23 protein-coding genes and 1 pseudogene are annotated in these 25,697 nt (G+C 62.4%); 13 read left to right on the forward strand and 11 right to left on the reverse strand.

What is annotated here, in order from left to right; all coding sequences use genetic code 11:
- Nucleotides 1–8: 8 nt before the first annotated feature.
- A complete protein-coding gene (locus NKH42_RS28365) occupies nt 9–857 on the reverse strand; it encodes an alpha/beta fold hydrolase (RefSeq protein WP_352508867.1) in 849 nt (282 codons plus the stop codon).
- Nucleotides 854–1,789, reverse strand: a complete 936-nt coding sequence (gene choX, locus NKH42_RS28370) for a choline ABC transporter substrate-binding protein (RefSeq protein ID WP_352508868.1) — start codon at nt 1,787–1,789, stop codon at nt 854–856. The genes NKH42_RS28365 and choX overlap by 4 nt, the downstream gene beginning before the upstream one ends.
- 123 nt (nt 1,790–1,912) lie before the next feature.
- On the opposite strand from choX, the gene betI reads away from it, so the two are divergent.
- From betI to NKH42_RS28395, 5 genes are all read left to right on the forward strand, one after another.
- Nucleotides 1,913–2,515 (forward strand): choline-binding transcriptional repressor BetI, encoded by a 603-nt coding sequence (gene betI, locus NKH42_RS28375; RefSeq protein WP_352508869.1) that lies wholly within the window; start codon nt 1,913–1,915, stop codon nt 2,513–2,515.
- 111 nt (nt 2,516–2,626) lie between these two features.
- Complete coding sequence (locus tag NKH42_RS28380) at nt 2,627–3,385, forward strand: SDR family NAD(P)-dependent oxidoreductase (protein WP_352508870.1); 759 nt, start codon at nt 2,627–2,629, stop codon at nt 3,383–3,385.
- A gap of 142 nt (nt 3,386–3,527) precedes the next feature.
- Nucleotides 3,528–4,925: a class II fumarate hydratase gene (fumC, locus tag NKH42_RS28385; RefSeq protein WP_352479297.1), complete on the forward strand. Its 1,398-nt coding sequence runs from the start codon at nt 3,528–3,530 to the stop codon at nt 4,923–4,925.
- Between the two features lie 781 nt (nt 4,926–5,706).
- Nucleotides 5,707–6,141: a DoxX family protein gene (locus NKH42_RS28390; protein WP_352472646.1), complete on the forward strand. Its 435-nt coding sequence runs from the start codon at nt 5,707–5,709 to the stop codon at nt 6,139–6,141.
- A 118-nt stretch (nt 6,142–6,259) separates the two neighbouring features.
- Nucleotides 6,260–6,673 (forward strand): DoxX family protein, encoded by a 414-nt coding sequence (locus NKH42_RS28395; protein WP_352508872.1) that lies wholly within the window; start codon nt 6,260–6,262, stop codon nt 6,671–6,673.
- Between the two features lie 171 nt (nt 6,674–6,844).
- On the opposite strand, the gene ppx is transcribed toward NKH42_RS28395, so the two are convergent.
- The gene (ppx, locus tag NKH42_RS28400; protein WP_352508873.1) at nt 6,845–8,377 is read right to left on the reverse strand and encodes an exopolyphosphatase; all 1,533 of its coding nucleotides are present in this window, start codon (nt 8,375–8,377) and stop codon (nt 6,845–6,847) included.
- Entirely contained in the window at nt 8,377–10,578 is a 2,202-nt protein-coding gene (locus NKH42_RS28405; protein WP_254820633.1) for an RNA degradosome polyphosphate kinase, read from the reverse strand. The genes ppx and NKH42_RS28405 overlap by 1 nt, the downstream gene beginning before the upstream one ends.
- Nucleotides 10,579–10,727: 149 nt before the next feature.
- On the opposite strand from NKH42_RS28405, the gene NKH42_RS28410 reads away from it, so the two are divergent.
- Together NKH42_RS28410 and NKH42_RS28415 are read left to right on the forward strand one after the other, a co-directional pair.
- A complete protein-coding gene (locus NKH42_RS28410) occupies nt 10,728–10,973 on the forward strand; it encodes a zinc-finger domain-containing protein (protein ID WP_254820632.1) in 246 nt (81 codons plus the stop codon).
- 19 nt (nt 10,974–10,992) lie between these two features.
- Entirely contained in the window at nt 10,993–12,225 is a 1,233-nt protein-coding gene (locus NKH42_RS28415) for an FAD-dependent monooxygenase (protein ID WP_352508874.1), read from the forward strand.
- A gap of 15 nt (nt 12,226–12,240) precedes the next feature.
- Here the strand turns inward: NKH42_RS28415 and NKH42_RS28420 are convergent, their stop codons facing one another.
- Entirely contained in the window at nt 12,241–12,912 is a 672-nt protein-coding gene (locus NKH42_RS28420) for a TIGR02117 family protein (protein WP_352508875.1), read from the reverse strand.
- A 104-nt stretch (nt 12,913–13,016) separates the two neighbouring features.
- Between NKH42_RS28420 and NKH42_RS28425 the strand changes: the two genes are divergently transcribed.
- Entirely contained in the window at nt 13,017–13,280 is a 264-nt protein-coding gene (locus NKH42_RS28425) for a metal-sensing transcriptional repressor (protein WP_023719742.1), read from the forward strand.
- A 5-nt stretch (nt 13,281–13,285) separates the two neighbouring features.
- Nucleotides 13,286–14,239: pseudogene (locus tag NKH42_RS28430) on the forward strand (cation diffusion facilitator family transporter); the annotation flags it as partial.
- A gap of 94 nt (nt 14,240–14,333) precedes the next feature.
- Here NKH42_RS28430 and NKH42_RS28435 read toward each other — a convergent pair.
- The 5 genes from NKH42_RS28435 to NKH42_RS28455 form a co-directional block, all read right to left on the reverse strand.
- The gene (locus tag NKH42_RS28435; RefSeq protein WP_352753262.1) at nt 14,334–16,250 is read right to left on the reverse strand and encodes a multicopper oxidase domain-containing protein; all 1,917 of its coding nucleotides are present in this window, start codon (nt 16,248–16,250) and stop codon (nt 14,334–14,336) included.
- A gap of 258 nt (nt 16,251–16,508) precedes the next feature.
- Complete coding sequence (locus NKH42_RS28440; RefSeq protein ID WP_502896247.1) at nt 16,509–17,258, reverse strand: amino acid ABC transporter ATP-binding protein; 750 nt, start codon at nt 17,256–17,258, stop codon at nt 16,509–16,511.
- Between the two features lie 69 nt (nt 17,259–17,327).
- Nucleotides 17,328–18,485 carry an amino acid ABC transporter permease gene (locus NKH42_RS28445; protein WP_352753265.1) on the reverse strand — a complete coding sequence of 386 codons (1,158 nt, stop codon included), beginning with the start codon at nt 18,483–18,485 and terminating at the stop codon, nt 17,328–17,330.
- A gap of 4 nt (nt 18,486–18,489) precedes the next feature.
- Nucleotides 18,490–19,677, reverse strand: a complete 1,188-nt coding sequence (locus NKH42_RS28450) for an amino acid ABC transporter permease (RefSeq protein ID WP_352753267.1) — start codon at nt 19,675–19,677, stop codon at nt 18,490–18,492.
- A 63-nt stretch (nt 19,678–19,740) separates the two neighbouring features.
- Nucleotides 19,741–20,769, reverse strand: a complete 1,029-nt coding sequence (locus NKH42_RS28455; RefSeq protein ID WP_352649730.1) for an amino acid ABC transporter substrate-binding protein — start codon at nt 20,767–20,769, stop codon at nt 19,741–19,743.
- Nucleotides 20,770–21,196: 427 nt separating this feature from the next.
- On the opposite strand from NKH42_RS28455, the gene NKH42_RS28460 reads away from it, so the two are divergent.
- The 4 genes from NKH42_RS28460 (at nt 21,197) to NKH42_RS28475 (ending at nt 24,237) form a co-directional block, all read left to right on the forward strand.
- Nucleotides 21,197–22,366 carry a cystathionine beta-lyase gene (locus NKH42_RS28460; protein WP_352756566.1) on the forward strand — a complete coding sequence of 390 codons (1,170 nt, stop codon included), beginning with the start codon at nt 21,197–21,199 and terminating at the stop codon, nt 22,364–22,366.
- Nucleotides 22,367–22,610: 244 nt separating this feature from the next.
- A complete protein-coding gene (locus NKH42_RS28465; RefSeq protein ID WP_352974678.1) occupies nt 22,611–23,282 on the forward strand; it encodes an RNA polymerase sigma factor in 672 nt (223 codons plus the stop codon).
- A 104-nt stretch (nt 23,283–23,386) separates the two neighbouring features.
- A complete protein-coding gene (locus NKH42_RS28470; RefSeq protein ID WP_352753271.1) occupies nt 23,387–23,911 on the forward strand; it encodes a DUF4142 domain-containing protein in 525 nt (174 codons plus the stop codon).
- A 14-nt stretch (nt 23,912–23,925) separates the two neighbouring features.
- Complete coding sequence (locus NKH42_RS28475; protein ID WP_352508883.1) at nt 23,926–24,237, forward strand: cupredoxin domain-containing protein; 312 nt, start codon at nt 23,926–23,928, stop codon at nt 24,235–24,237.
- Nucleotides 24,238–24,343: 106 nt separating this feature from the next.
- On the opposite strand, the gene NKH42_RS28480 is transcribed toward NKH42_RS28475, so the two are convergent.
- Nucleotides 24,344–25,564, reverse strand: coding sequence for an anion transporter (locus tag NKH42_RS28480; RefSeq protein WP_352753272.1), 1,221 nt, complete (start codon nt 25,562–25,564; stop codon nt 24,344–24,346).
- Nucleotides 25,565–25,697 lie beyond the last annotated feature (133 nt).

A 25,697-nucleotide genomic window follows, 5' to 3' on the forward strand; every position in this document is an offset into this window, starting at 1 on the left:
GACTGCTCTCAGCTCAGATTGCCGGTCGCTTCGAGGTCGGCTTCATTCCAGACCTTGAAATACCGGGCGATGGCTGCCGCAACCAATGCCGGATCCTCCCAGTGCGGGTTGTGTCCGCATCGCACCGCGCTTACAAACGCGGCGGCGGGGATTTCTTCGAGGAGCCGCCGTTGGTGCGTTTCGTCGAAGAGCAGGTCGCGCCCGCCCGCAATGACAAGCGCCGGCAGGTGCAGCGTGCGCGCCTTGTCGGTCAGATCGACGCGCCGAACCTGCTCCAGGATTGCGCACCAAAGTGCCGCCGGCATGGCTGACGCTTCCTTTGCAGCCATGGTCAGGAAGTCCGCTGGAACCTCGGCCTCGCAGGCATGCCAATATTCATAGAACGGATCGGCCGGCGATATCGGGTCTCGAAGTGCCCGCACACCAACGGTCATCGGGTGATCCTCACCGATCTGCGGCCGCAGCGTTCCGGCCATCAGCACCAGGCCACCGATCATCTCGGGGTAGCGCGCGGCTGCCTCGATCGCCACCATGCTGCCCAGGGAATGCCCGACCAGAACCGGCCGCTCGAGCCGCAATCGCTCGATCAAACTCGCCACATCTTCCGCGAAATCCGCCGGGGCGAAGCCGCGTGTCCCGGCCGGCGAGGCGCCATGCCCGCGCAGGTCTGGAATGACACGCCGGCGCCCGGCGAGATGCGGCGCCAGCAGCGAGAAGCTGCGGCTCGTGTCGGAGAAGCCGTGCACCAGCACCAGCGCGGGCTCCTGCCCGGCGATTTCGACGCAGGCCGTTTCAGTGCTGCCGATACCGACCTTGCGCTTGCGGCCGTTCCAGCCCGCCTGATCGGCCGATATCACAGGCCGAGCTGCTGCTTGACTGCGTCGAGCGCGGGCTTGCCATCGAATGTGGTGACACCGGCAAGCCAGGCGCCGAGCCTATCCGGATTCTCCTTGACTGCCTTGAGGCCGGCTTCCTCCGGCTTCATGCCGTCATTGATGAGATAGCTCATGCCGAGATTTTCGAAATCGATGTCGAAGGCGAGATTCTTCAGCAACTGCCCGACATTCGGGCATTGCTGCAGATAGCCCTTGCGCACCTGCGTCGTCACCGTCGCGGCGCCGAAGTTCGGGCCGTAGAACTTGTCGCCGCCGCTCAGATATTTGAAGTCGTACATCGTGTTCATTGGATGCGGCGCCCAGCCCTGGAAGACGATGAAGCGCTTTTCCTTGATCTCGTAGCCGACCTCGGAAAGCATGCCGGCTTCACTCGATTCGACGACCTGCCAGCCATCGAGGCCGAGCGACTTATCAGCGATGGCGTCCATCATCAGCTGGTTCGAGCCCGGCTCGATGCCGTACATCTTCCTGCCGAACTTGTCGGCGAACTTTTGCAGGTCGGCAAAATCCTTGACGCCGGCCTCCCAGACGTAAGTCGGCACGGCAAAGGTGTATTTGGCGCCGACGAGATTGACGCGCACATCGTCCACCGAGCCGTCCTTCTTGTAGGGCTCGTAGTAGGTGATCATCGCCGGATCCCAATAGCCAAGGAACACGTCCAAATCATTGTTCTTCAAGGATTCATAGATGACGTTGATGCCCAGAAGCGAGCTTGCCGGCTTGTAGCCGAGCGCATCGAGCAAGACGCTGGTGACGCCGGTGGTGAAGGCAAGGTCGTTCCATCCAGGCTCGGCCATGCGCACGACCTTGCATTGCTCGGGTTCGGCCGCAAAGGCCGGCTGGATCGCCAGCAGGACGCAGAGCGAGGCGCCTATTCCAAGGCAACGAAGCATTTCGGTTCTCCTCATTTCACCAACGACGTTGACCATTCGGTTTTTAAATTGTCCCAACGGTCAATCATTGATCTCGGCGGACAAAAATGTCAACGTCGGTTTTCGATGCATGGATCCCGCGCCGTGAAACTCAAGCGTCTCAGCGACATACGCCGCAAGGAGCTGCGGCAAGCCGCCTTTGCCGTGCTTCAGCGCGAAGGCATAGCTGGCGCCACCATAGAAAAAGTGGCGGCACAGGCCGGCGCGTCGAAGGGCATCGTGCTGCACTATTTCAATAGCAAGCGGGAGCTTTTCGAGCATGCCATGCGCGAATCGAACCTGGTGCTGCGTCATGCGGTGGTGGAGCGGTTGAGGCAGGCGCGTACGCCAATGCAACGGATAGATGCCATCATCGAAGGCAATTTCGAGCCGCATCTCTTCCAGCCGTCCCTCTGCCACGCTTGGCTTTCGCTTTGCGCGGAGGTGCCGCGCGACGAAAAGCTTGCCCGCATCCAGAAGGTGATCCATGCGCGCATGCGCTCCAACCTGCTGTCCGGCCTGCGCGGTCTGGCGCCGGCGCGCGATGCTGATGAGATCGCTTTCGGCGTCACCGCCCTGATCGACGGGCTGTGGGTGAGGCTTGGCCTGCAGCCCGGCAGCGTTACGCGTGAACAGGCCATTCATCAGGTCAAGGATTTTGTCGCTACCCGGCTGGCTGTTCGGCGCGGTGCAGCCGCTGCCGAATAGCCAGGCGCATCAGCCGAAAGTTCATATTGTAGGATAAGCCGGAGGCTTGACCACAATCGGCAACGGCGCTGCTCTCCTTACCAGACAAGACGGCAAAGCGCGGAGTGTTGGATGAGACTAGGCGGCAAACGGGCACTGGTCACCGGCGGTTCGGAGGGGATCGGGCTGGCAATCGCCGAGGCTTTCTCGCGCGAAGGCGCTGGCGTGCTGATCGTCGGCCGCGACGGCAAAAAACTCGACGTCGCCCGCGAGCAGCTCGGGAATAATGTCGAAACGCTGTCGGCCGACCTGTCGGCCAGCGCCGGCATCGACGCCGTGGTCGAGCATGCCAGGCGCGGCCCACCTCTCGATATCCTCGTCAACAACGCCGGCGTGGCATTCCTGGTGCCGTTCGAGACCGTCAGCGAGGACCAGTTCCAGCAATCGTTCGCGCTCAACGTCACGGCCGTATTCTTCCTCACCCAACGGCTGTTGCCGCATCTCGCGCAAGGCAGGGCTTCCGTGATCAACATCTCGTCCTATTTTGCGCACAAGATGATCCCGAAGCGGCCGTCCAGCCTCTATTCGCTGTCGAAGGGCGCGCTCAATTCGCTGACCAAATCGCTCGCCTTCGAGCTCGGGCCGCGCGGCATAAGGGTCAACGCCATCGCGCCCGGCACGGTCGACACAGCGATGCGGCGCAGGTCGATCGAAAACCTGCCGGAAGCCGCGCAAGCCGAGCTCAAGGCCTATGTCGAGCGCAGCTATCCGCTCGGCCGCATCGGCCGGACCAGCGACCTTGCCGGCATCGCGGTCTATCTCGCCAGCGACGAGGCGGCGTGGACCAGCGGCGGTATCTTTGCCATCGACGGCGGGTATACGGCGGGGTGAGGAGCGCGCCCTCCTCCTCGCTTATGGGAGAAGGAAAAGGCGCGGCTTCAACCGATTTGCATCTCCATCGCCCGCAATCTCCGCTTGAAGGCGTTTGTGCAACGCGATACGCCGTTTGCAAATTGCAAACCGGAGAGACTGCGTGAGCGCGCCAGAGACCAGAACCGAAACCGACACGTTCGGTCCCATCGAGGTCGCCGCGGACCGCTATTGGGGCGCGCAGGCGCAGCGTTCGCTGGCCAATTTCAAGATCGGCTGGGAGAAGCAGCCGGCCTCGATCGTGCGGGCGCTGGGCATCGTCAAGCGGGCGGCCGCCGAAGCCAATATGGAGCTGAAGCGGCTCGATCCGGCGATCGGCAAGGCCATTATCGAGGCCTCCCAGGAGGTCATCGACGGCAAGCTGAACGACCATTTCCCGCTGGTCGTCTGGCAAACCGGCTCAGGCACCCAGTCCAACATGAACGCCAATGAGGTGATTTCCAACCGCGCGATCGAGCTTTTGGGCGGCGTCATGGGGTCGAAGAAGCCGGTGCATCCCAATGACCACGTCAACATGAGCCAGTCGTCGAACGACACCTATCCGACGGCCATGCACATCGCCTGCGCAGAGCGCATCATTCACGACCTGCTGCCGGCGCTAAGGCATTTGCATGCGGCACTCGACGCCAAAACCAGGGCTTTCGCCCACATCGTCAAGATCGGCCGCACCCACACGCAGGATGCGACGCCGCTGACGCTCGGCCAGGAATTCTCCGGCTATGCGGCGCAGGTCGCCTCGTCGATCAAGCGCATCGAAATGACCCTTCCCGGCCTGCAGGAATTGGCGCAAGGCGGCACCGCGGTCGGCACCGGCCTCAACGCGCCGGTCGGTTTTGCCGAAAAGGTGGCGGCGCGCATCGCCGCGATCACCGGCATCGATTTCGTCACCGCGCCGAACAAGTTCGAGGCCCTGGCCGCCCATGATTCCATGGTGTTCTCGCACGGCGCCATCAATGCCTGCGCGGCGGCGCTGTTCAAGATTGCCAACGACATCCGCCTGCTCGGCTCCGGCCCGCGTTCGGGCCTCGGCGAATTGTCGCTGCCGGAAAACGAACCGGGCTCGTCGATCATGCCTGGCAAGGTCAATCCGACCCAATGCGAGGCGATGACACAGGTTTGCGTGCAGGTGTTCGGCAACAATGCGGCGATCAGCTTCGCCGGCAGTCAGGGCCATTTCGAGCTCAACGTCTACAATCCGCTGATGGCCTATTGTTTCCTGCAATCGGTACAACTGCTGGCCGACGCTTCGGTGTCCTTCACCGACAATTGCGTCGTCGGCATCGAGGCCCGCGAAGACAACATCAAGGCGGCGCTCGACCGTTCGCTGATGCTGGTGACGGCGCTTGCGCCGACGATCGGCTACGACAACGCCGCCAAGATCGCCAAAGCGGCACATAAGAACGGCACCACGCTGCGCGAGGAAGCGCTGGCCACCGGGCTGGTCAGCGAAGCCGACTATGAGCGGCTGGTGCGGCCGGAGGACATGACGCATCCGGGCTAGGCGGCGTGGACAAATTTGAGCGGCCTGCAAATCGCTCGTTGTGTGATTTTCATGGCTTTGGTTAGATGAGGCATGCAAGCAGCCACACGCTCCTCTTGGAAAACGCTCCCCCTCCCAGCGCAGCAAGATCGGATAGATCTTGCATTGCTGTATTCGGACGCCGAAGGCGAGAAGATCAGGCTTGGGCACGTTCCGCGGGATATGGACGATAAGTGGTTCATATTTTTTGAGAATGGCTGGCTCTAATTTCATCGTTCGTGGACAGGAGCCTGCATCTATGGCGTCCGTCTCGAGGGTTCGCCGAATGGTATTCGTGTGACTGATGCATGGGTCAGCGGGGATAAAGAGTGGTACCAATCGCCCGGCCCTGAGCACGACGCACGTTTGATCCAGCAACTCATCTCCGGCCGCCTGCTGTCGTAAGGTCGACACGCACTGCCAAGCCTTGCGCAGCGGCTATTGACGACGTCTCACTGTATTGATTCAAGGCTGCTTTTGGAGGCGGACTTGAGCAGAGGCGATCTGACAGAGGCGGAATGGCGAATTCTGAAAGGATTGCTGCCGATCAATGGTCCATACCGCCACCGCCAGATACCGGCTAAAATTTGTCCACGCCGCCTAGGGTGTTGATATGCCTGGATCACAACATCCATGTTCATCGCGAAAACGTTACCTGGGTGAACAATCCGTAACCAATCTGACGTCTTTGGTGAACAGTCGACCTGCGCTAACTAGGCGGGTATCCCAAGCCGTTTGGCCAAACCCTTCTGGAGAGTTACGCATGTCCACCAATACGTCCACCAACACTTCGTTTGCCGGTTCCGGCACCGCCGCCGGCGCCTCGGGCACGATCCTGCTCGGCCGCATCCTGCTTTCTGTCATCTTCCTGCTTTCCGGTTTCGGCAAGCTGACGGCGATTGCCGGCACCGCCGGCTATTTCGGCAGCCTTGGCCTGCCGCTGCCGATGGTGACCGCCATTGTCGTCGGCCTTATCGAACTGCTTGGCGGCCTGGCCATCCTCGTCGGCTTCCAGACCAGGATCGTCGGCTGGGTAATGGCGATCTTCACCGTCGCCACCGCGCTGGTCGCCCACACCGGCTGGGCCGATCAAATGCAGATGATCAATTTCATGAAGAACCTCGGCATTGCCGGCGGCTTCCTCGTGCTCGCCTCCTCGGGCCCAGGCGCGTATTCGATCGACGCCAAGCGCGGCTGAAGCAGTCCAGCGTTCCTGAACAAAGGGGCGCGGAATTTTCCGCGCCCCTTTTTCGTTGTCGGTTCATATCCGCTGGCTGGAACTCTGCTAGGATCGGTCGCCGATATCGGAGGAGACCATGCCTCGCAATGCGCTGCTCTTGCTTTCCCGGCTGCTGCTCGCCGCGCTGTTCGTGCCGTCCGGCTTCCATGCGCTTGCCGACATCGCGGGCACATCAGGCTATTTCGCCGGCCTCGGCCTGCCGCTGCCGACGCTGGTGGCTTGGGCGACAGGCCTGTTCGAGTTGATCGCCGGGCTGCTCATCCTCGTCGGCTTCAAGACGCCGGTCGTGGCGCTGCTGCTCGCTGCCTTCTGCATCGCGGCGGGCTTCCTCGGTCATTATGGCCAGGGCGGCGACGATCCGACGCTGACCTTCATGCATTCACAGATGCTGATGAAGGACATCGCCATAGCAGGCGGTTTCCTGGCGCTGGCAATGGCTGGTGCGGGCGCCTGGTCGGCCGACGGGCGGCTGGTTGCAGCGAGCGCCTAAGCTGCCGCCCGGTTTATTCGGTGTTCAGAAAAACGAACTTTGCGAGACGGCTCACATTGACGGGCCAGCGAAGAGGACGAAGATCCCGGCAACCAACAGCTGCAGAACCTGCCTGGATTTCACGGCGTTTTCCTTCTTTCCTGAACGGTCGCGACGCGACAGCGCGGGCGTCTATTTGACAGACATGCCAGGCCCGCCCTCGACCGCCAGCACCAGCCGGCGGTTGGTGACCCTTGCCAGCTGTGCCAGCCGGCCGGCCGGCCGCTCGCCGTAAAGATCGGCCAGCGCTGCCGGCAGCACCAGCGCCAGTACGCCATTGCCGCGGTTTTCCCATTTCAGTCGCGGCATGACGCCGGGCATTGCCGCGCTCAGCAAATAGACGACGCGCAGCAGCGCGGCCAGCACGCGGGCGCGCTCGAGATAGCGCGGTGTCGCCAGCCCGCGGATTTCCGGAGCGGCTTCATTGAACACGCCCTCGTGGCGAAACAGGCTGACAAGCGCCAGGAAGGCGCGGCCGGGATGGTCGACGCCAATAAACGAGGCGTGAGCGATGATGTTGAGCGATTGCTTGCCGCGATATTCGGGATGGGCACGCCAGCCGATATCGGCGAGCAGGCAGGCGGCGTGGCGGTAGCGCGCCTCATCCCTGGTCTCGTCGATGCCGAAGGCGGCGAATGCCTTGCCGGTCCATTCGACAAGCTCATGCGCGTGGTCGACCGAGCGCGAGCGCAGGCGGGCAAGCTCTTCCGCAGCCGAGATCAGCGGATCGGCCTTCTGCTCGGCCTTGTCGAGCAGCGAATAGAGAAAGCCCTCGCGCACGCCCAGCGCCGACACGATGATCTTCGACGGCTGCATCGCCGCCATGATCTCCTGCAGCACGATGGCGCCATAGGGCAGCAGCGAGCGGCGGTTCTTGGAGATGCCCTCGATGCCTTTGATCTTGTCGATCTCGGCTTTGGCGGCCTGCCGGAGGAAGTTCGCGGCGCTTTCGATGCCGATCTCGTAGTGGTGCATGACGCCGAGCGGGTAGTTGGTCATTTCCATGTGCAGCCGGGCCAGGTTTCGCCAGGTGCCGCCGACTGTGTAGAAGGCCCTGCCCTGCCCGCCCTTCAGCAATTTCGCCCGCGCCAGTTGCTCGCGCGTGATCCTTGCCGCCTGGGCCAGCGAGTTCTTCGCCATGTCCTGCAGGCGCAAGCCGCCCAACGGCAGCGTGATGCCGTCACCGATCGTCACACCGTCGATATCGATCAGTTCGAGGCTGCCGCCACCAAGGTCGCCGGCGATGCCGTTGGCCGGATGGAAACCGGAGATGACGCCGAGTGCTGAATAATGAGCTTCCTCGCGGCCGCTCAGCACCTGGATCTCGGTCCTGAGCACATCCTCGGCGCGGTGGATGAAGTCGGGGCCGTTGACCGCCTCACGAGCGGCGGCGGTCGCCAGCACATACATGCGCTCGGCGCCGGCCTGGTCGGAGAGCGCGCGGAAGCGGCGGAACTCTTCCATCGAACGAGTCACCGCCTCGGGATCGAGCTTTCCGGTCGAAACGATGCCGCGGCCGAGGCCCGCCAGCATCTTTTCGTTGAACAGCAAGGTCGGCGAACGCGCCAGCCCCTCATAGATCACAAGACGGATCGAGTTCGACCCGATATCGATGATGGACAGCGGTCGGCGGTCCTGGAGCCGGCCCTGGGACGCTGAAATCATCAGCCCGTCGCTGCGTTCTGTTTCTTGCGGCGTTTGAACTGCGCGATGCGCTTGGGCGCATGCGACTTCAACGCATCGCCCCGTCCGGACAGGCTCGGATTGGTCATGAAATATTCCTGCGCGTTGAACGGTTCCTCGCCCTCTTCCAGCACGACGCGCCGGGAGGTTCCATCAGCCAATACGTCGAAACTTTGCTGGTTGTCCATGATGTTGCCGAGCATGATCTGGCCGAGCACCTGCTCATGCACAGTTGGATTGGTGATCGGCACCATGGTCTCGACGCGGCGATCGAGATTCCGCGGCATCAAATCGGCCGAGGAGATATAGACGATCGCCCCGTCCGAGGGCAGGCCGTGGCCGTTGCCGAAGCAATAGATGCGGCTGTGCTCGAGGAAGCGGCCGACGATCGACTTCACCCTGATGTTCTCCGATAGGCCGGGCACCTGCGGTCTCAGGCAGCAGATGCCGCGCACGACGAGATCGATCTCGACGCCGGCGCGGCTGGCATCGTAGAGGGCATCGATGACGATCGGGTCGACCAAGGCGTTCATCTTCATCCAGATGCGGGCCGGTCTGCCCTCCAGCGCGTGGCTGATCTCATCCGAAATGTGCTGGAGGATGCGGTCGCGCAGCGTGAACGGCGAGATGGCCAGCCGCATCTGCTCGGCCGGCTCGGCATAGCCGGTGATGAAGTTGAACAACTGGGCGACATCGCGCGCGATTGTCGGGTCCGTGGTGAAGAAGGACAGATCGGTGTAGATGCGGGCGGTGACCGGGTGGTAGTTGCCGGTGCCGAGATGCACGTAATTGCGCAGCCTGCCGTCCTCGCGCCGCACGACCAGCGACATCTTTGCGTGGGTCTTCAGTTCGAGAAAGCCAAAGACGACCTGGACGCCGGCGCGCTCGAGGTCGCGCGCCCAGCGGATGTTGGCCTCCTCGTCGAAGCGCGCCTTGAGCTCGACCAGCGCCGTCACCGACTTGCCGGCTTCCGCCGCATCGACCAAAGCCCGTACGATCGGGCTGTCGTTGGAGGTGCGGTAGAGCGTCTGCTTGATCGCCACCACTTCCGGGTCGGCCATTGCCTGGCGCAGAAACTGCACCACCACGTCGAAGGATTCGTAAGGGTGGTGGACGATGATATCCTTCTCGCGGATCGCGGCAAAACAGTCGCCGCCATGCTCGCGGATGCGCTCGGGAAAGCGCGGATTGTAAGGCGTGAACTTCAGATCGTCGCGGGCGACGGCGACGATCTCCGAGATCTGGCTGAGCGCCAGCGGACCGGTGAGCACGCTGATCCGGCTGGCCGAGACGCCGAGCTCGCCGGCGACGAAATCGCGCAATTCGGCCGGCATCGACCTGTCGAACTCGATGCGGATGACCGAGCCGCGGCGTCGCCGCTTCAGCGCCGTCTCGAACAGCCGCACCAGATCCTCTGATTCTTCCTCGACCTCGATATCGCTGTCGCGGATGATGCGGAACGTGCCGGAGCCCTTGACCTCATAGCCGGGAAACAGCTTGCCGATATAGAGACTGACCGCCTCTTCGAGTGGAATGAAGCGGACATGATGCTTGCGATCCGGCAAACGGATGAAGCGCCTCAGCGCCACCGGCAGGCGCAAAAGCGCGCTCATTTCCTCGCCGTTCTTGCGGTGGCGCAATTGCAGCGCCATCGAGAAACCGAGGTTGGGAATGAACGGGAACGGATGCGCCGGGTCGATCGACAGCGGGGTCAGGACCGGAAATACCTGCTCCTGGAAATGGTCCTCGAGCCAGGTCTTCTCGTCCTTGGTCAGCGCATCGCGGGTGATGCTTTCGATGCCTTGTTTGTCGAGCAGCAGCATCAGCGCCGAAAGGCTGTTCTGCTGGTCCTCCTGCAGGCGCTCGACCTCGCGCAGCAATTGTTCGAGCTGCTGCTCGGGAGTGCGCCCATCCGGGCTCTTCAGCACGATGCCCTCGCGCACCTGGCCGGCAAGACCGGCGACGCGGACCATGAAGAACTCGTCGAGATTGGCTGCCGATATCGACAGGAAGCGAACGCGCTCGAGCAGCGGATGATTGGCGTTCAGCGATTCTTCGAGCACGCGCCGGTTGAATTGCAGCCAGGAAAACTCGCGGTTGACGAAGCGGTCGGGGTTGCCGCCTTCGCGGCTCGCCGCCTCGACGGTGATGAATTCGCTCTGCACCGGCTTCAGTTCGTTCATGGTTTCCGCTCTTCCCACACCGTTCGACGACCACAGCCTTAACCGGCTTAACTTATCCTCTGACAGGCTTTTGCGACAGTTTCATTTCATCGATCTTGCAAAGAGATGGGTTATGATCCAGATGCAATCGACAAGATCAGGAGACGACGATGGCAGGCGGTTCCATTCCCCATTTCCAGAACGATGCGGGCTATCCGGCAATCGACATCGGCGTCAAGGAATTCATGTGCACCGGCGCCAATCCGCCTTTCGACCACCCGCATGTATTTCTCGATATGGGCGACGACAATGAAAAAGTCTGCCCCTATTGCTCGACGCTCTATCGCTATTCGCCCAAGCTGAAGGCATTGGAAACGCAGCCGCCGGGCTGCCTCTATATCGACCAGGCCGCCTGATTCTTCCGCGACAAGCCTGATGCGAGAAACGCAGTCCCGGCAGGTGGTCATCGCCGGGGCGGGCGTCGCCGGACTGACCGTGGCACTGGCCTTCGCCGAGCGCGGCTATCGGACAAAACTGTTCGAACAGGCGCAGCACCTCGAGGCTGCCGGTGCCGGCATCCAGCTTTCACCCAACGCGACATGCATCCTTCGACAATTCGGCCTACTCGATCGGCTGCTGCCGACGGCGGTGCGGCCGGAGGCGGTCGTGCTGAAGGATGCCGTCACGCTGCGCGAGCTGGCGCGCGTACCGCTTGGCCAGGCGGCTGAAACGCGCTGGGGAGCACCCTATCTCGTCGCCCACCGCGCCGACCTGCAGTCAGCGCTGATGGCGCGGATAGCCGAGCGCTCCGAGGTCGAGCTTGTCACTGGTGCCCGCGTCGGCGGCGTCGCAACCGGACCGAATGGCATCACCGCAACAGTCGAGATTGCCGGCACGACCATCGAAGCCGAAGGATCGTTGCTGGTCGGAGCCGATGGCGTCTGGTCGTCGGTGCGAGAAACGCTCGCCCGCAAGGCGGCCGATTTCCGGAGAAGCCGCTTCTCGGGCGAGCTTGCCTGGCGCGCAACGGTGGCCGCGGACAGCCTCGCCGGACAAGCCTTCAGGGTGATCGGAGCGCCCGATTGCGTTACCGCATTCCTCTATCCAGGCTTCCATATGGTCGCCTATCCGGTCAGCCGTGGCGCGGTCTTCAACCTCGCGGCCTTCACCAAGGGCGAGCGCATCGCCGAGAACTGGTCGGGGCATGCCGACCCCGCCATCCTCGCCAACGCCATGCGCGGTACCGCGCCGGCGCTGGTCCGTCTGGCGAGCGAGGCCGCGCCATGGACGGCATGGCCGATCCATACCGTCGAGCAGCGGCGGTGGACGACGCCGGAGGGCATAGCGCTGATTGGCGATGCGGCGCATGCGATGACGCCGTTTGCCGCACAGGGAGCGGCGATGGCGATCGAAGACACGGTAACCCTTGCCGGTTTCGTTGCCAGCTCGCCTGCCGACCTCAGCAGCGCGCTTGTCGCCTGGGAACAGGCGCGGCGGCCGCGCGTATCCCAGGTCGCCCGCCGCGGCGCCCTCAACCGCCTCGCCTGGCATGCGGCCGGGCCGGTGGCGATGGCCCGCAACCTGTTCCTGGCGATGCGCTCACCCGAAAAACTCGCCGCTGATCTGGACTGGCTCTATGGCTGGCGGGCGGACGCTCGGCGGTCCTAAGTCATCGGAGCCTTGTCAATTGTAAAGCCGCATCGACAGGCTAAGCGAGGCCGGCAGCGGGTTCCACCAGCCGGTGCGCAGGCCGGCGGTGCGCAGTGCCGCCGCCGCCCAGGTGTTGCAGCCGACCAGCGCGTTGAAATGGCCATTGGCTTCGAAGAAACGATCGAAACGGGAGTAGGCCGCATCCTCGATCGGCATGGCCCCGTTCGGTCCCTGCTGAAAACTCGCTGCAATGAAATCGAGCAGCGCCGCAAAGCGTTCCTCACTTACGTCGAAGCCGGCGACGTCGGGATGCGGCTCGGCGATTTCGCCTGAAATGTCGACATGCATCACCGAGGCATCGACGGTCAGCGCCTTCATCACCGGCACTGCCTTCAGTTCCGACCAGGTCGGCGTCTCGAGATAGAAGGCGCGGCCGCCCCAGCCGAAGACGATGTAGCGGACCTCCGCCATGTCGGCCGGAATGCCGGCATCGACCAGGAAGTGGAAGCGCCGGCGCACATCGTCGTCGACCGGGATGGCGATGTCGGTGTGGATCGGATTTTTCAGCACCACGATGCGGTGGCTTGCGCCGATCGGATCGGCAGCGGCCGCCGGCCAGAGCGGGCGCGGCAGCAGCGTGCCCAGCGCCACCGCAAGGACTGCTGCAACGACCAGCAGGTCGAGAAAACGAGCAAGCTTCTTCATGGGGAAGGCATAGGCCAAGCAATGTTCAAGGTGAAGCCTCTCCGGAAATTGCACAGCTGACTTAGCGCTTGACGCGTGTCCTCCCGGGGAGGATATGCAGAGGCATGTCAGATCACCTCCACGCTTCGCATCCTTCCATCATAAAGCGCCTGAAGCGCGCGCAAGGCCACCTCGCGGCGGTGCTGGCGATGATCGAGGCGCATCGCCCTTGCGTTGATCTGGCGCAGCAGCTTCATGCCGTCGAACGGGCCATCAGCAGCGCCAAGCGCGAGCTGATCAATGATCACATCGAGCATTGCCTGACGGACAGCGTCGAAACCGGCGGCAACTCGCTGGCGGAACTCAAGCAGCTGGCGAAATATCTATGAATGCCATCGTAGCCCGCATTCTGGAATGGCTCGGGTTCGGCTCGCACGCCGCACATCATCACGGCGATCACGGTCCGCACGGCCACAGCCATGGCGTCATCGATGCGACAATTGCCACCACCGATCGGGGCATCTGGGCAATCAAATGGTCGTTCGTGATCCTGGCGATCACCGCAGCATTGCAGATGGTCGTGGTTGTGCTGTCGGGGAGCGTGGCATTGCTGGCCGATACGATCCATAACATCGGCGATGCGACCACGGCGATCCCGCTATGGATTGCGTTCGTGCTGGCGCGGCGCAAGCCGTCGCGGACCTTCACCTATGGCTTGGGCCGGGTCGAGGATCTGGCCGGCATCATCATCGTGCTCATCATCCTGTTCAGCGCTGTAGTCGCCGCCTACCAAGCCATCGACAGGCTGATCAATCCACAAGCGGTGACGCACCTGGGCTGGCTGGCGGCGGCGGGCATTGTCGGCTTCCTCGGCAACGAGGCGGTTGCCGTGTTCCGTATCCGCGTCGGCCGCGAAATCAACAGCGCGGCACTGATTGCCGACGGCTATCACGCCCGCACCGACGGACTTACCAGCCTTGCCGTGGTCATCGGAGCCACCGGCGTCTGGCTTGGCTTTTCCTTGGCCGACCCGATTGTCGGCCTGCTGATCACGATTGCGATCTTCGGTATCGTCTGGCAATCGGCCCGCTCGGTGCTGACCCGCGTGCTGGATGGAATCGAACCCGGTGTGATGGATGAAATCCGACATGCCGCCGAGCACGTTCCGGGCGCACGCATTGTCGATGCCAAGGCGCGCTGGATCGGTCATAGATTGCACGCCGACATCGCAATTGCCGCAGACGAAACCCTGCCGCTGTCGGAAGCGAATAACATCGCGGCGGCGCTGAAGGACGAACTGTCCCAGCATATGCCGGCCTTGGCTACGGCGAATGTGCGGTTTTCAACCGAACGTGGAGAGAACGACCATCCTCACCCTCACGAGACGTGCATGACGAAAACCACGGCCACGAGCACTGAAGGTCCCTTTTAGACGGCTACGGTCAGGTGACATCGATGACGACCATCAGCCCGCCGCCGCCCTTCTCCTCGACATTGTTGTTCGTGGTGTGATGCGGGATGTGGCAATGGATCAGCCATTTGCCCGGACGCTGCGCCTTCCAGATCACGTCGTAGCGCTGACCCGGCCCGACATTGACCGTATCGGCAAGGAAACGACCGGGGGCAGGGATCGTTTCGCCGTCGCGGGCAACGACCTCGAACGGTCCGCCATGGATATGCATCGGATGGATGAAGCCGTTGTTGGTGCCGATGAGCCGCACCTTGAGCGTCTCGCCAACCTTCATCGGGATCGTCTCGGTCGAGGGATAGGCCTTGCCGTTGATGGTGAAGAAATTCGGCATGCCGCCGTCCATCGGCATCGACGGGTAGGTCAGCCCTTCTCGCACCAGCCATTCCTGAAGCTCGATGACGTAATCCTGGTCGGCCGCGACCTCGTCGGCGGGATTGGCGGGATCGATGATCAGCGCACCGTAGAGGCCGAGCGCCTGGGTTCGGTCCGGCTTGGCATGTGGGTGATAGAAATAGGTTCCGTGCTGGGTTGCGGTGAATTCGTATGAATAGGATTGCCCGGGCTCGATCGGCGCCTGCGTGATCTCGGCCGGTCCATCCATCTGGTTCGGCAAGATCATCCCGTGCCAATGGATGGTCGTTTCCTCAGGCAGGCCGTTGGTGACGTTGATCCTGACCCGATCGCCCTGGCGAACGTGAATTCGCGGACCAGGAATCTGGCCGTTATAGGCATAGGCGTCGACCGCAACGTCCGGCAGGATCTGCCAGCGGACCACTGAAGGCCTGAGCTCGAATACCTTGACGCCTTTCTCAACTCGAAACGGCAGGTCCTGGTCACCCCTTGTCGACAGACCATAAGAGGCGGCCACGAGGCGCGGATCGGTGGCGGCCATGTCGCGCATTGCGTCGGCCGGCGTGTCGCGATCCATGATCATGCCTCGCGGCATGATCACCCCGCCGACGTCGCGTGCCGACAGCGTCAGGTTCAGCCAGTTCGCCGGCGCGATCATGCCGATGGCGAGCGCCAGCAGGGAGACGGCACCTAGGGCAGCGACCTGCGGCGTCGTGGCATCTGTCTCCATGTGATGGCCGCCGCCTTTGCCTTTGTGGGAAGCCATATCGTGGCGCTGCCCGCGATGGCCGCTGGCGTCGGCCTGCTGCATTTGCATCTGCGCATGTTGCCTCGTGGCAGGCTGCTCCCGGCCATCGATGCCGGCTGCCTGCGCGCGCTGCGTCATCAGCCCATGCTTCAGCCCCCGGGCGACCAGCCAGACATTGGCCGGGTAGGCAAGCGCAAAGCCGGCGATGACGCCGATCGACATCACGCCCCAGAACAACAGCTCCGTCGGTTCCATCGCGCGCATGTCGCGGCCCATCATCAGGAAGCTCATGACCGGTGCCATGCCGGCCATCATGAAGTTCATGGAGATGAACTCGGGCAGGAAGCTCTTGCGCACGTTCTCCCAATAGGTGCCGCCCATCATCGATTTCATGAACAGCGATTGGAAGATGAACAGGCCGAAGGCAAAGCCGGCCAGATATTCGACAATCAGGTCGATCCACATCGGCAGGCCGAGCGCCGCCGTGACGGCGGCGGCAAGAATGATGCCGGTGGCATCGCCGGCGACGCAGTGGATGGTGGAGCCGACGCCCTGCTTCCAGAGCGGCCGGGTGAAGAGTTCATGCTCGCCGGGCCGGGGCTCCTTGTCGGCGAGCACGTAGAGCAGCAAGCCGAGCGGACCCATATAGAGGGTGACCAGAATGAAGCCCCATTTCATCACCACCGGCTCGGGATTGTTGCGATATTGGTCGAAGCCGACATAAAGCGTCGAAGCCAGCGCCAGCGCGAACCAGACGACGAGGAAATAATCGATCGGTTGGATGAGCATCAGGATGAACCCGTGACCTGCCGCCGCACGCGCCCACGCGGCTCGCTATACAACTCCCAATGGCAATGAACGCAGCCAGCGCGCTTATGATCCGCGCCGGCCTTAGTTACCAGGTTGCAACGTGACCACTCGAACGACCTGAAGCACGCTTGCTATCTTCTCGCGCAACGCAAGGTCAGCGCTCGTCGAATATGCTCGGAGCCGAGCGAGACAGAGAGGCTTGATCCGCCGCTCTTGTCCCGAACCCGGCGTACAGGATCAATGCAGGATCTGCGACAGGAACAGTTTCGTGCGCTCGTGGCGCGGGTGGTCGAAGAACTCGGCCGGCGTGTTCTGCTCGACGATCTGGCCTTGGTCCATGAAGATCACCCGGTTGGCGACTTTGCGCGCAAAGCCCATCTCGTGGGTGACGCAGAGCATGGTCATGCCTTCCTCCGCCAGCCCGACCATCGTCTCCAGCACTTCCTTGATCATTTCCGGATCGAGAGCCGAGGTCGGCTCGTCGAACAGCATGATCCGCGGGTTCATGCACAGCGAGCGGGCGATCGCCACGCGCTGTTGCTGGCCGCCGGAAAGCTGGCCGGGATATTTGTTGGCCTGTTCCGGGATCTTGACGCGCTTGAGGAAATGCATGGCGATTTCCTCGGCCTGTTTGCGCGACATCTTGCGCACCCAGATCGGCGCCAGCGTGCAATTCTCCAGAATGGTCAGATGCGGGAACAGGTTGAAGTGCTGGAACACCATGCCAACCTCGCGGCGCACCTCGTCGATCTTCTTCAGATCGTTGGTCAGTTCCTTGCCGTCGACGATGATTTTGCCCTTCTGGTGTTCCTCCAGCCGGTTGATGCAGCGGATCATCGTCGATTTGCCGGAACCCGACGGGCCGCAGATGACGATCCGCTCGCCGCGCATCACCTTTAGATTGATGTCCTTCAGCACATGGAATTCGCCGTACCATTTGTGCATGGCGATGATGTCGATGGCGACATCGGTGGTGGAAATGTGCATCTTGGCGGCATTGACCTTGATCTCTTCCGCGCTGACGGCGTTTTCTATGGCCATGACAAGGTCCCCTTTTTAGCGTTTGTGGCCGGTGTCGAGACGGCGTTCCGTGTACATTGAATAGCGCGACATGCCGAAGCAGAACAGCCAGAAGATGAAAGCCGCGAACACCAGGCCGGATCTGGCCGTCTGCGGCGTCGCCCAACTGGCGTCGGAGAAGTTCTGCTTGACGATGCCGAGGAGGTCGAACATCGAGATGACGATGACCAGGCTGGTGTCCTTGAACATGCCGATGAAGGTGTTGACGATGCCGGGAATGACCAGCTTCAGCGCCTGCGGCATGACGACCAGACCTATCTTCTGCCAGTAGCTGAGGCCGAGCGAATCGGCGCCCTCATACTGGCCTTTGGGGATCGCCTGCAGGCCGCCGCGCACCACTTCGGCCATGTAGGCGGCGGCAAACAGCGACACGCCGATCAGCGCGCGCAGGAACTTGTCGAAGCTGACGCCGGCCGGCAGGAACAGCGGCAGCATCACGCTGGCAAAGAACAGCACCGTAATCAGCGGGATGCCGCGTACCGTCTCGATGAAGATCACGCACAGCAGCTTGACGATCGGCATGTTCGAGCGCCGGCCGAGCGCCAGCACGATGCCGACCGGCAGCGACACGGCTATGCCGACGAAGGACAGGCTGAGTGTCACCAGCAGTCCACCCCAGAGCGGGGTTTCGACATAGGGCAGGCCGAACATGCCGCCGACCAGCAGAACGAAGGCGACGACCGGCAGTACGAAAAAGAGAAGAATGGCGTTCAGCCCCTTGCGCGGTACGCGCGGAATGAGCAGCGGCACCAGCAGCGCCACGAACAGGATGGCCACCAGGATCGGGCGCCAACGCCCTTCCAGAGGATAGCGGCCGAACATGAACTGGCCGAACTTGGCGTTGACGAAGGCCCAGCAGGCCCCGGTCCAGCCGTCCGGCTGGATGCCGCCCTGCGCCACGGTGGCGCAGACCGTGCGGTCCGGTCCCGTCCACTGGGCGTTGATGAAAGCCCAATTGATGATTTGGGGCAGGATCATAGCGACCAGCGCGATGCCGACGATGGTGAGAATGGTGTCGCCCGTGGTGGCAATCAGATTCTTGCGGACCCAGGCGGTGAGGCCACGCTCGCTCGATGGCGCCGGTTGGGCCAGCGCCATCTCCGTCCGCACCCAGGACATGTCGTGTTCCTGCATGTCCCTACCTCTCCACCAGCGCCATCCTGGCGTTCACGACGTTCATAATCGCCGACGTGATCAGGCTGAGCGCGAGATAGACAGCCATCATGATCACCACGCCTTCAACCGCCTGCCCGGTCTGGTTCAAGACCGTGCCGGCAGTCGCTGTCAGGTCCGGATAGCCGATGGCGATGGCGAGCGAGGAATTCTTGGTCAGGTTGAGATACTGGCTAGTCAGCGGCGGAATAACGATGCGCATCGCCTGCGGCACGACGACAAGCCTGAGGATCGATCCCGAGCGCAGCCCGAGTGCCGCGGCCGCCTCGGTCTGGCCTGCGCTGACGCCCCTGATGCCGGCGCGCACGATTTCGGCGATAAAGGCGGCCGTATAGCAGGACAACGCCAGATAGAGGGACAGGAACTCGGGCCTGACCTGAAAACCACCGACGAGATTGAAGGTCGACTGCTTTGGAAATTCGAAGCTCAGCGGAAAGCCGCTCAGCGCGTAGGCCAGCAGCGGCAGGCCGACAATCAACGCTATGGATGTCCAGAACACCGGGAATGGCTGTCCCGTCGCCATCTGCCGCTGCCGCGCCTTGCGGGCCACGAACCAGGCCATGGCGATGCCGAGGAGCAGTGCGACCAGGATCAGCCAGGAGCCCTCGCCCAATATTGCGCGGGGAAAATAGAAGCCGCGCTGGTTGAGGAAGGAGCCGAACGGCAGATTGATGCTCTCGCGCGGCGGCGGCAGCACGGCGAGCACGCCGGAATACCAGAAGAAGATGACCAGCAGCGGGGGGATGTTGCGGAACACCTCGACATAAACGGTGCAGATCTTCCTGATCAGCCAGTTATGCGACAGCCGGCCGATGCCGACGATGAAACCGATGATGGTGGCGGTGATGATGCCGACGACGGCCACGATCACGGTGTTGATAAAGCCGACCAGGATGGCACGGAAATAGGTCGAATCCGATGAATAAGCGATGGCGCTTTCGCTGATGTCGAAACCGGCGCGGCCCTTGAGAAAGCCGAAGCCGGAAGCGATGTGCAGCCGCGTCAAATTGGCGATGACGTTGTGGGTAACCCACCAGACACCCGCTACCAGCAGGACGAGGACCAGCGCTTGAAAGAATATGCCGCGCACGCGCGGATCATTGATGAAGGAACCGCGGCTTGGCTCCTCGCGAAGAACTTCCTGCGATGCCATTCGACAGTCCCCTGGAAAGAGAGACCGGAAGGCAGACGATCTGCCTTCCGGATCCATTTTCGATCAGCGGATCGGCGGAGCGTACTGCAGGCCACCCTTGGTCCACAGCGCGTTGATGCCGCGGGCGATCTTCAGCGGGCTGCCGGAGCCGACATTGCGTTCGAACATCTCGCCGTAATTGCCGACGGCTTTGACGATGTTGACGACCCAGTCATTGGAGACGCCGAGATCGGTGCCGATCTTGGTGTCGGCTTCCTGGCCGAGCACGCGCTTGATCTCGGGATTGTCCGAGTTCTTCATCTCGTCAACATTGGCCTGGGTGATGCCCAGTTCCTCGGCGTTGAGCAGCGCGAAATAGGTCCACTTGACGATGTGGTACCACTGGTCGTCGCCCTGGCGCACGGCCGGCCCAAGCGGTTCCTTGGAGATGATCTCGGGCAGCACGACGTGGTCGGCCGGCGAGCTGAGCGTCAGGCGAATGCCGTAGAGACCCGACTGGTCGGTGGTGTAGACGTCGCAGCGGCCGGCGTCATAGGCGGCGTTAACCTCATCCAGCTTTTCGAAGACGACGGGGTTGTACTCCATCTTGTTCGACTTGAAATAGTCGGCAAGGTTGAGCTCGGTCGTGGTGCCGCTCTGCACACACACCGCCGCGCCCGAAAGCTGCAGTGCCGAATTCACGCCCGGAAGCTTCTTGGCGTTGATCATGAAGCCCTGACCGTCATAATAGGTGACGCCGACGAAGTTCAGGCCAAGCGCCGTGTCGCGGTTGATGGTCCAGGTGGTGTTGCGCGACAGGATGTCGACCTCGCCCGACTGCAGCGCGGTGAACCGCTCCTTGGCACTGAGCGGCGTGAACTTGACTTTGCTGCCATCGCCGAAGACGGCGGCCGCCACGGCGCGGCAGAAATCCACATCGATGCCTTTCCATTCACCCTTGTCGTCAGGCGCCGCGAAGCCAGCAAGACCCGTATTGGTGCCGCACTGGATGAAGCCTTTCGCCTTGACGTCGTCGAGCGTGCTCGCCGACGCAGCCGAAGCCGCGAATCCAAACGCGGCGGCGCCCAAAACGCCGATTGCAATGTGTTTCATGACCCACAGACCCTTTTCTGTTTTTTCCAGGCGAACCTGACTTTTTCCCGTGTGAACGCAGCTATGTAATCCCGGCCCATCACCGGAATCGCGCATCGTAACCGACGCGCTGCCTCCCATTCACGAACAACATCGAAGGCGATTATTCCTGTGAGGTCAAGGGAAATGACCAAATCCGAAAGACTTTGAAAACCAACCGCCTGAAATGCCTGAATTGCAGACAAACGCGCTCGCAAATTGGTCAGCGCGCCAATTAAGCCGGCAAAGTCCGACCGTGACTTGCCAAGCGCACCTGGCAGCCGTTCAGAGGATCTACGGCGCATTGCTGAATTGGCATATTCAAGACCTTGGCCTGGCGAGGGCGGTGCGGTTGCGCGGCCAATGCCGCCGCACTATGGCTAACGACCAACCCATGGGACGAAAAGCAATGGCAAAAGACGGCAGCGAGATGGGCGTCAACACGCGGCTCGCCCATTCCGGCAACAACCCGCATGACTATTTCGGCTTCGTCAATCCGCCGGTGGTGCATGCCTCGACCGTGCTCTATCCCAATGCGGCGGCGATGGCTTCACGCAGCCAGAGATACACCTACGGCACGCGCGGCACGCCGACCACCGATGCGCTGAACAGCGCGATCGATGCGCTGGAAGGTTCGGCAGGCACGGTCGCGGTACCGTCCGGCCTGGCGGCGGTGACGCTGCCGCTGCTCGCCTTCCTGTCGGCCGGCGATCATCTGCTGATCGTCGATTCCGTTTATCATCCGACCCGCAACTTCGCCGACACGATGCTGAAGCGGCTGGGCATCGAGGTCGAGTATTACGAACCGCGCATCGGCGCCGGCATCGCGGCGCTGATCAAGCCCAACACGAAGGTGGTGTTCACCGAATCGCCGGCCTCCAACACTTTCGAGGTGCAGGACATACCGGCCATCGCCAAGGCAGCACATGCCGCCGGCGCCATCGTCATGATGGACAACACCTGGGCGACGCCGCTCTACTTCCGCCCGCTCGACCACGGCGTCGACATCTCCATCCACGCGGCGACGAAATACCCGGCCGGCCATTCCGACGTGCTGCTCGGCACGGTGTCGGCCAATGCAGCTTGCTGGAATCAGCTTTGCGAGACGTTCAACACGATGGGCTGCTGCGCCGGACCGGACGACGTCTACCAGGTGCTGCGCGGCCTGCGCACGATGGGCGTGCGGCTGGAGCATCATCAAAAGAGCGCGCTTTCCCTCGCCGGCTGGTTGGAGGGTCAGCCCGGCGTAGCGCAGGTGCTGCATCCGGGGCTGCCCAGTCATCCCGACCACGCTATGTGGAAGCGCGATTTTTGCGGATCGAGCGGCATCTTCTCGATCGTTCTCGCGGGCGGCGGACAGAAGCAGCAGCACGCCTTCCTCGACGCGTTGAAGTTTTTCGGTCTCGGCTATTCCTGGGGCGGCTATGAGAGCCTTGCCGTGCCGGTATTCCTTGGCGACCGCACAATCGCCAAGGGCCCGTATGACGGGCCGCTGGTGCGCCTGCAGATCGGGCTCGAGGATGTCGAGGATTTGAAGGCCGACCTGGCGCGCGGGCTGGCGGCGGCCGCTGATGCCTGAGCCAGCACCTTTCCAGACTGAGTCAGAAAATCGGCGTAACAGCCTGGAAAAATTGCGATCCTGAGCGATATCACGGCGACCGATCGGTCGACTCTACAAAACAGGGGCGGCAGTGTGGTGAAGGCGGTAGAATAGCCTCTGCTGGCGCTTGAAACGGATCGAGGCTGGCCGGCGGAATCGGTCGGGAACCTTTTGTCGGCCGATGCATCCAATGTCCGATGAGAAGCCTATCAGGAGATCGGCCATGCCTGCTGCGTTGACGGCGACGCCCGCCGCTTCCGGCGATATGCTGCTTGTCGGCCGCGCGCTGGCACGTGATGGCGATGCATTCCGCACCATCATCAAGACGCACAACCAAAGGCTCTACCGCATCGCCCGCGGCGTTGTGCGGAACGACAGCGAGGCCGAGGACATCGTCCAGGAGGCGTATGTCAGCGCCTTTGCCCATCTCGAGTCCTTTCGCGGCGATGCCTCGCTCGCCACATGGCTGTCGCGTATCGTCATCAACGAAGCCCTCGGCCGCTTGCGCAAAAGGCGGCGAATGGTAGCGATGCCTGAAAACCCGCAAGCCGAAATCATCCGGTTTCCCCTCAACCCGAGCGACGATCCGGAGCGGACGATGGCGCAACGGCAGATCCTTGAGCTTGTCGAACGGGCAACCGACAGTCTTCCCGATGTCTACCGGATGGTGTTCGTGGCGCGCGTCATCAAGGGATTGAGCATCGAGGAGACCGCCGAACTGCTTGGCGTGCGACCAGAAACCATCAAGACGCGGCTGCACCGCGCCCGCGCGCTGGTGCGCAAGGCGCTGGACGACCAGATCGGCCCGGTGCTGCTCGACGCCTTTCCGTTCGCGGGCCGGCGCTGCGAACGGCTGACCAATGCCGTGATGCAGCGGCTTGGTCTTTCCGGATAGGCCGCGGCGATTTTCGCGGGAACGTTTTCCCGTGACCTGCATCCAATGAGCATCACTGAAAACGAAGCCCGATGCAGTTCCGCGTCGGGGCGAAGGAGAGCATCATGTTTATTCGATCGACCACGGCACTGGCCGCAATTTTCCTGCTTGGCGCGGCGCCCTCGTCGCAAGCTGCCGACAAACCGACCGACCCGCAGATCGCACATATCGCCTACACAGCGGGCGTGCTTGACGTCGAGGCGGCCAAGCAGGCGCTGAAGAAATCCAAGAACAAGGAAGTCGTGGATTTCGCCAAGGACATGGTGCGAGATCACGAGGCGGTCAACAAACAGGCTCTCCACCTGGTCAAGAAGCTCAAGGTCACGCCTGAGGATAATCCGACCAGCAAAGCGCTGACCAAGGCGGCGGCCGAGGAACGTGCCAAGCTTGCCAAGCTCAAGGGCGCAGCGTTCGACAAGGCCTATGTCGCCAGCGAGGTGGCCTACCACAAGCAGGTCAATGGCGCGCTCGAAACTCTGCTGATCCCGTCCGCCAGCAATGCCGAGCTGAAGAGCCTGCTGGAAACCGGCCTGAAAATATTCCAGGGCCACGAACAGCACGCCGAACACGTCGCCGGCATGCTGAAGTGAGGATCGAGCCAATGATGTCGCGGCGGCATCTGTGGGTTGCTCTGGCATTGGCCATGGGTGCCGCGCCGGCCAAGGCCGAAACCATCGAGGTGACGATCGAGAAGCTTGTGTTTTCGCCGGCGAAGATCGAGGCGAAGGTCGGCGACACGATCAGGTGGGTAAACAAGGACGTGTTCGCCCACACGGCAACCGTCAACGGCGCCTGGGAAGTGATGATCCCGCCGAAGAAGGCGGCGAGCCTGACGGTGAAGAAGGCGGAATCGGTCGATTATTTCTGCCGCTTCCATCCCAACATGAAAGGCCATCTGACGGTGACATCGCCCTGACCGGCTAATGCATGCCGCGCAAAAGTGTGCAGCGGTTTTGCGATAACGACATGATGAAAAAGAGCCTAGTGCGCGCCGCATGAGGTCGGTCGAATGCGACGCGCTTCTAGGCCGCCAGCCATGCCGTCCCGGCAAGAAGGGTGACCAGCGTCAACGGCAGGCCGACCTTGAAGAAGGCGATGAAGCCCAGCGGTTTGCCGGAGACCCGCGCGTGCTCGGCAACGATCAGATTGGCGACCGAGCCGAGCAACGTGAAATTGCCGGCCAGCGTCGAGCTCATGGCGACGACCAGCCAGGCCCGCTCGGGATTTTCCAGTCCGGGCACGAACGGCTTCAGCGCCAGCACGGCCGGGACATTGCTCATGATGTTGGACAGCACCGCGGTGAAGCCGGACAGCCGCCACACATCATTCAGCCCTAGGTCCTTTGCCGAAGCGACGATGTCGGGCGTAAGCAGCGTCTTCTCGGCTCCGGCGACGACGATGAACAGCCCGGCGAACATGAACAGCAGCGGCCCATCGATCTCGCGATAGATGCGCTCAGGTTTGATGGCGCGGGTCAGCAACAGAATCGCGCCGCCGATCAGCGCCGCCTTGGCAACCGGAACGCCGGCAAAGAAGGCGATGGCCAAACCGATACAGACGACCACCGCCTTCAGCACCTGTCCCGGCAGCATGCGGCCTCGGTAGACTTCGGGGCTGAGCTCGGCCTTGCGCGAAAATTCGGCATGGTAGACGATGCGAATGATGACGATGACGGCGACGAGGCCGAACAGGGCCACCGGCGCAAGCGCCGCCGAGAAGGCCGGATAGGAAATCCCCGACAGGGCGCCGATGACCATGTTCTGCGGATTGCCGGTGATGGTCGCGACACTGCCGCAATTGGATGCGGTCGCCGTGGCGATCAGGTAGGGAACCGGGTTGCGGTTGATGACGCGGGTGACATGGACGACGATCGGCGCCATGACCAGGCAGATAGCGTCGTTGACGAGGAATGCCGACAGGACGCCGGTCAACAGCGTCACCATCACCAGCAGCATGAACGGCGCATGCGCATGCTCGATGGCGAACCCGCCGAGCGCGCGGAAGGCGCCGGACACTTTCAGATGCGCCACGACGATCATCATGCCGAGCAGAAGCGTGATGGTGTCGAAGCTGATGGCGCGGTAGGCGTCTTCCATGTCGAGCGCGCCGATGGCGATCATCGCCGCGCCGCCGAGCAGTGCTATCCCTGCCCGGTCGAGGCGCAGCCCGGGTACCCTGCCGACAGCAACGCCGGCATAGGTCAGGACAAGGATCAGCAGCGCCGCCGCGCTCATCGCTGTCATGTGTTGGAAATCCTGTGCGACTGGCGAGTGAACCTGTCCGGAATGGACCTGTGAGCGGCCCGAGACATAGGTGACGATTTGTACCGGACACATAGGTAACACTTTTCGGTTTTTGCCGGGAGGTGTTGATGCC

The organism is Mesorhizobium sp. M1142, from assembly GCF_040318565.1.
Classification (GTDB): domain Bacteria; phylum Pseudomonadota; class Alphaproteobacteria; order Rhizobiales; family Rhizobiaceae; genus Mesorhizobium.

What these genes read in the sequence shown, in the direction of transcription:
- choX (WP_352508868.1), bottom strand. Translation starts at nt 1,789, where the DNA reads ATGCTTCGTTGCCTTGGAATAGGCGCCTCGCTCTGCGTCCTGCTGGCG.
- NKH42_RS28435 (WP_352753262.1), bottom strand. Translation starts at nt 16,250, where the DNA reads ATGCTCATCCAACCGATCGATTATTTCCTCGTCGTCTGGTTCGCGCTG.
- NKH42_RS28470 (WP_352753271.1), top strand. Translation starts at nt 23,387, where the DNA reads ATGTTTATTCGATCGACCACGGCACTGGCCGCAATTTTCCTGCTTGGC.
- NKH42_RS28425 (WP_023719742.1), top strand. Translation starts at nt 13,017, where the DNA reads ATGTCAGATCACCTCCACGCTTCGCATCCTTCCATCATAAAGCGCCTG.
- NKH42_RS28450 (WP_352753267.1), bottom strand. Translation starts at nt 19,677, where the DNA reads ATGGCATCGCAGGAAGTTCTTCGCGAGGAGCCAAGCCGCGGTTCCTTC.
- NKH42_RS28415 (WP_352508874.1), top strand. Translation starts at nt 10,993, where the DNA reads ATGCGAGAAACGCAGTCCCGGCAGGTGGTCATCGCCGGGGCGGGCGTC.
- NKH42_RS28455 (WP_352649730.1), bottom strand. Translation starts at nt 20,769, where the DNA reads ATGAAACACATTGCAATCGGCGTTTTGGGCGCCGCCGCGTTTGGATTC.
- ppx (WP_352508873.1), bottom strand. Translation starts at nt 8,377, where the DNA reads ATGATTTCAGCGTCCCAGGGCCGGCTCCAGGACCGCCGACCGCTGTCC.
- NKH42_RS28395 (WP_352508872.1), top strand. Translation starts at nt 6,260, where the DNA reads ATGCCTCGCAATGCGCTGCTCTTGCTTTCCCGGCTGCTGCTCGCCGCG.
- NKH42_RS28460 (WP_352756566.1), top strand. Translation starts at nt 21,197, where the DNA reads ATGGCAAAAGACGGCAGCGAGATGGGCGTCAACACGCGGCTCGCCCAT.
- NKH42_RS28420 (WP_352508875.1), bottom strand. Translation starts at nt 12,912, where the DNA reads ATGAAGAAGCTTGCTCGTTTTCTCGACCTGCTGGTCGTTGCAGCAGTC.
- NKH42_RS28390 (WP_352472646.1), top strand. Translation starts at nt 5,707, where the DNA reads ATGTCCACCAATACGTCCACCAACACTTCGTTTGCCGGTTCCGGCACC.
- NKH42_RS28380 (WP_352508870.1), top strand. Translation starts at nt 2,627, where the DNA reads ATGAGACTAGGCGGCAAACGGGCACTGGTCACCGGCGGTTCGGAGGGG.
- NKH42_RS28475 (WP_352508883.1), top strand. Translation starts at nt 23,926, where the DNA reads ATGTCGCGGCGGCATCTGTGGGTTGCTCTGGCATTGGCCATGGGTGCC.
- NKH42_RS28405 (WP_254820633.1), bottom strand. Translation starts at nt 10,578, where the DNA reads ATGAACGAACTGAAGCCGGTGCAGAGCGAATTCATCACCGTCGAGGCG.
- NKH42_RS28410 (WP_254820632.1), top strand. Translation starts at nt 10,728, where the DNA reads ATGGCAGGCGGTTCCATTCCCCATTTCCAGAACGATGCGGGCTATCCG.
- NKH42_RS28440 (WP_502896247.1), bottom strand. Translation starts at nt 17,258, where the DNA reads ATGCACATTTCCACCACCGATGTCGCCATCGACATCATCGCCATGCAC.
- NKH42_RS28445 (WP_352753265.1), bottom strand. Translation starts at nt 18,485, where the DNA reads ATGCAGGAACACGACATGTCCTGGGTGCGGACGGAGATGGCGCTGGCC.
- NKH42_RS28480 (WP_352753272.1), bottom strand. Translation starts at nt 25,564, where the DNA reads ATGACAGCGATGAGCGCGGCGGCGCTGCTGATCCTTGTCCTGACCTAT.
- NKH42_RS28465 (WP_352974678.1), top strand. Translation starts at nt 22,611, where the DNA reads ATGCCTGCTGCGTTGACGGCGACGCCCGCCGCTTCCGGCGATATGCTG.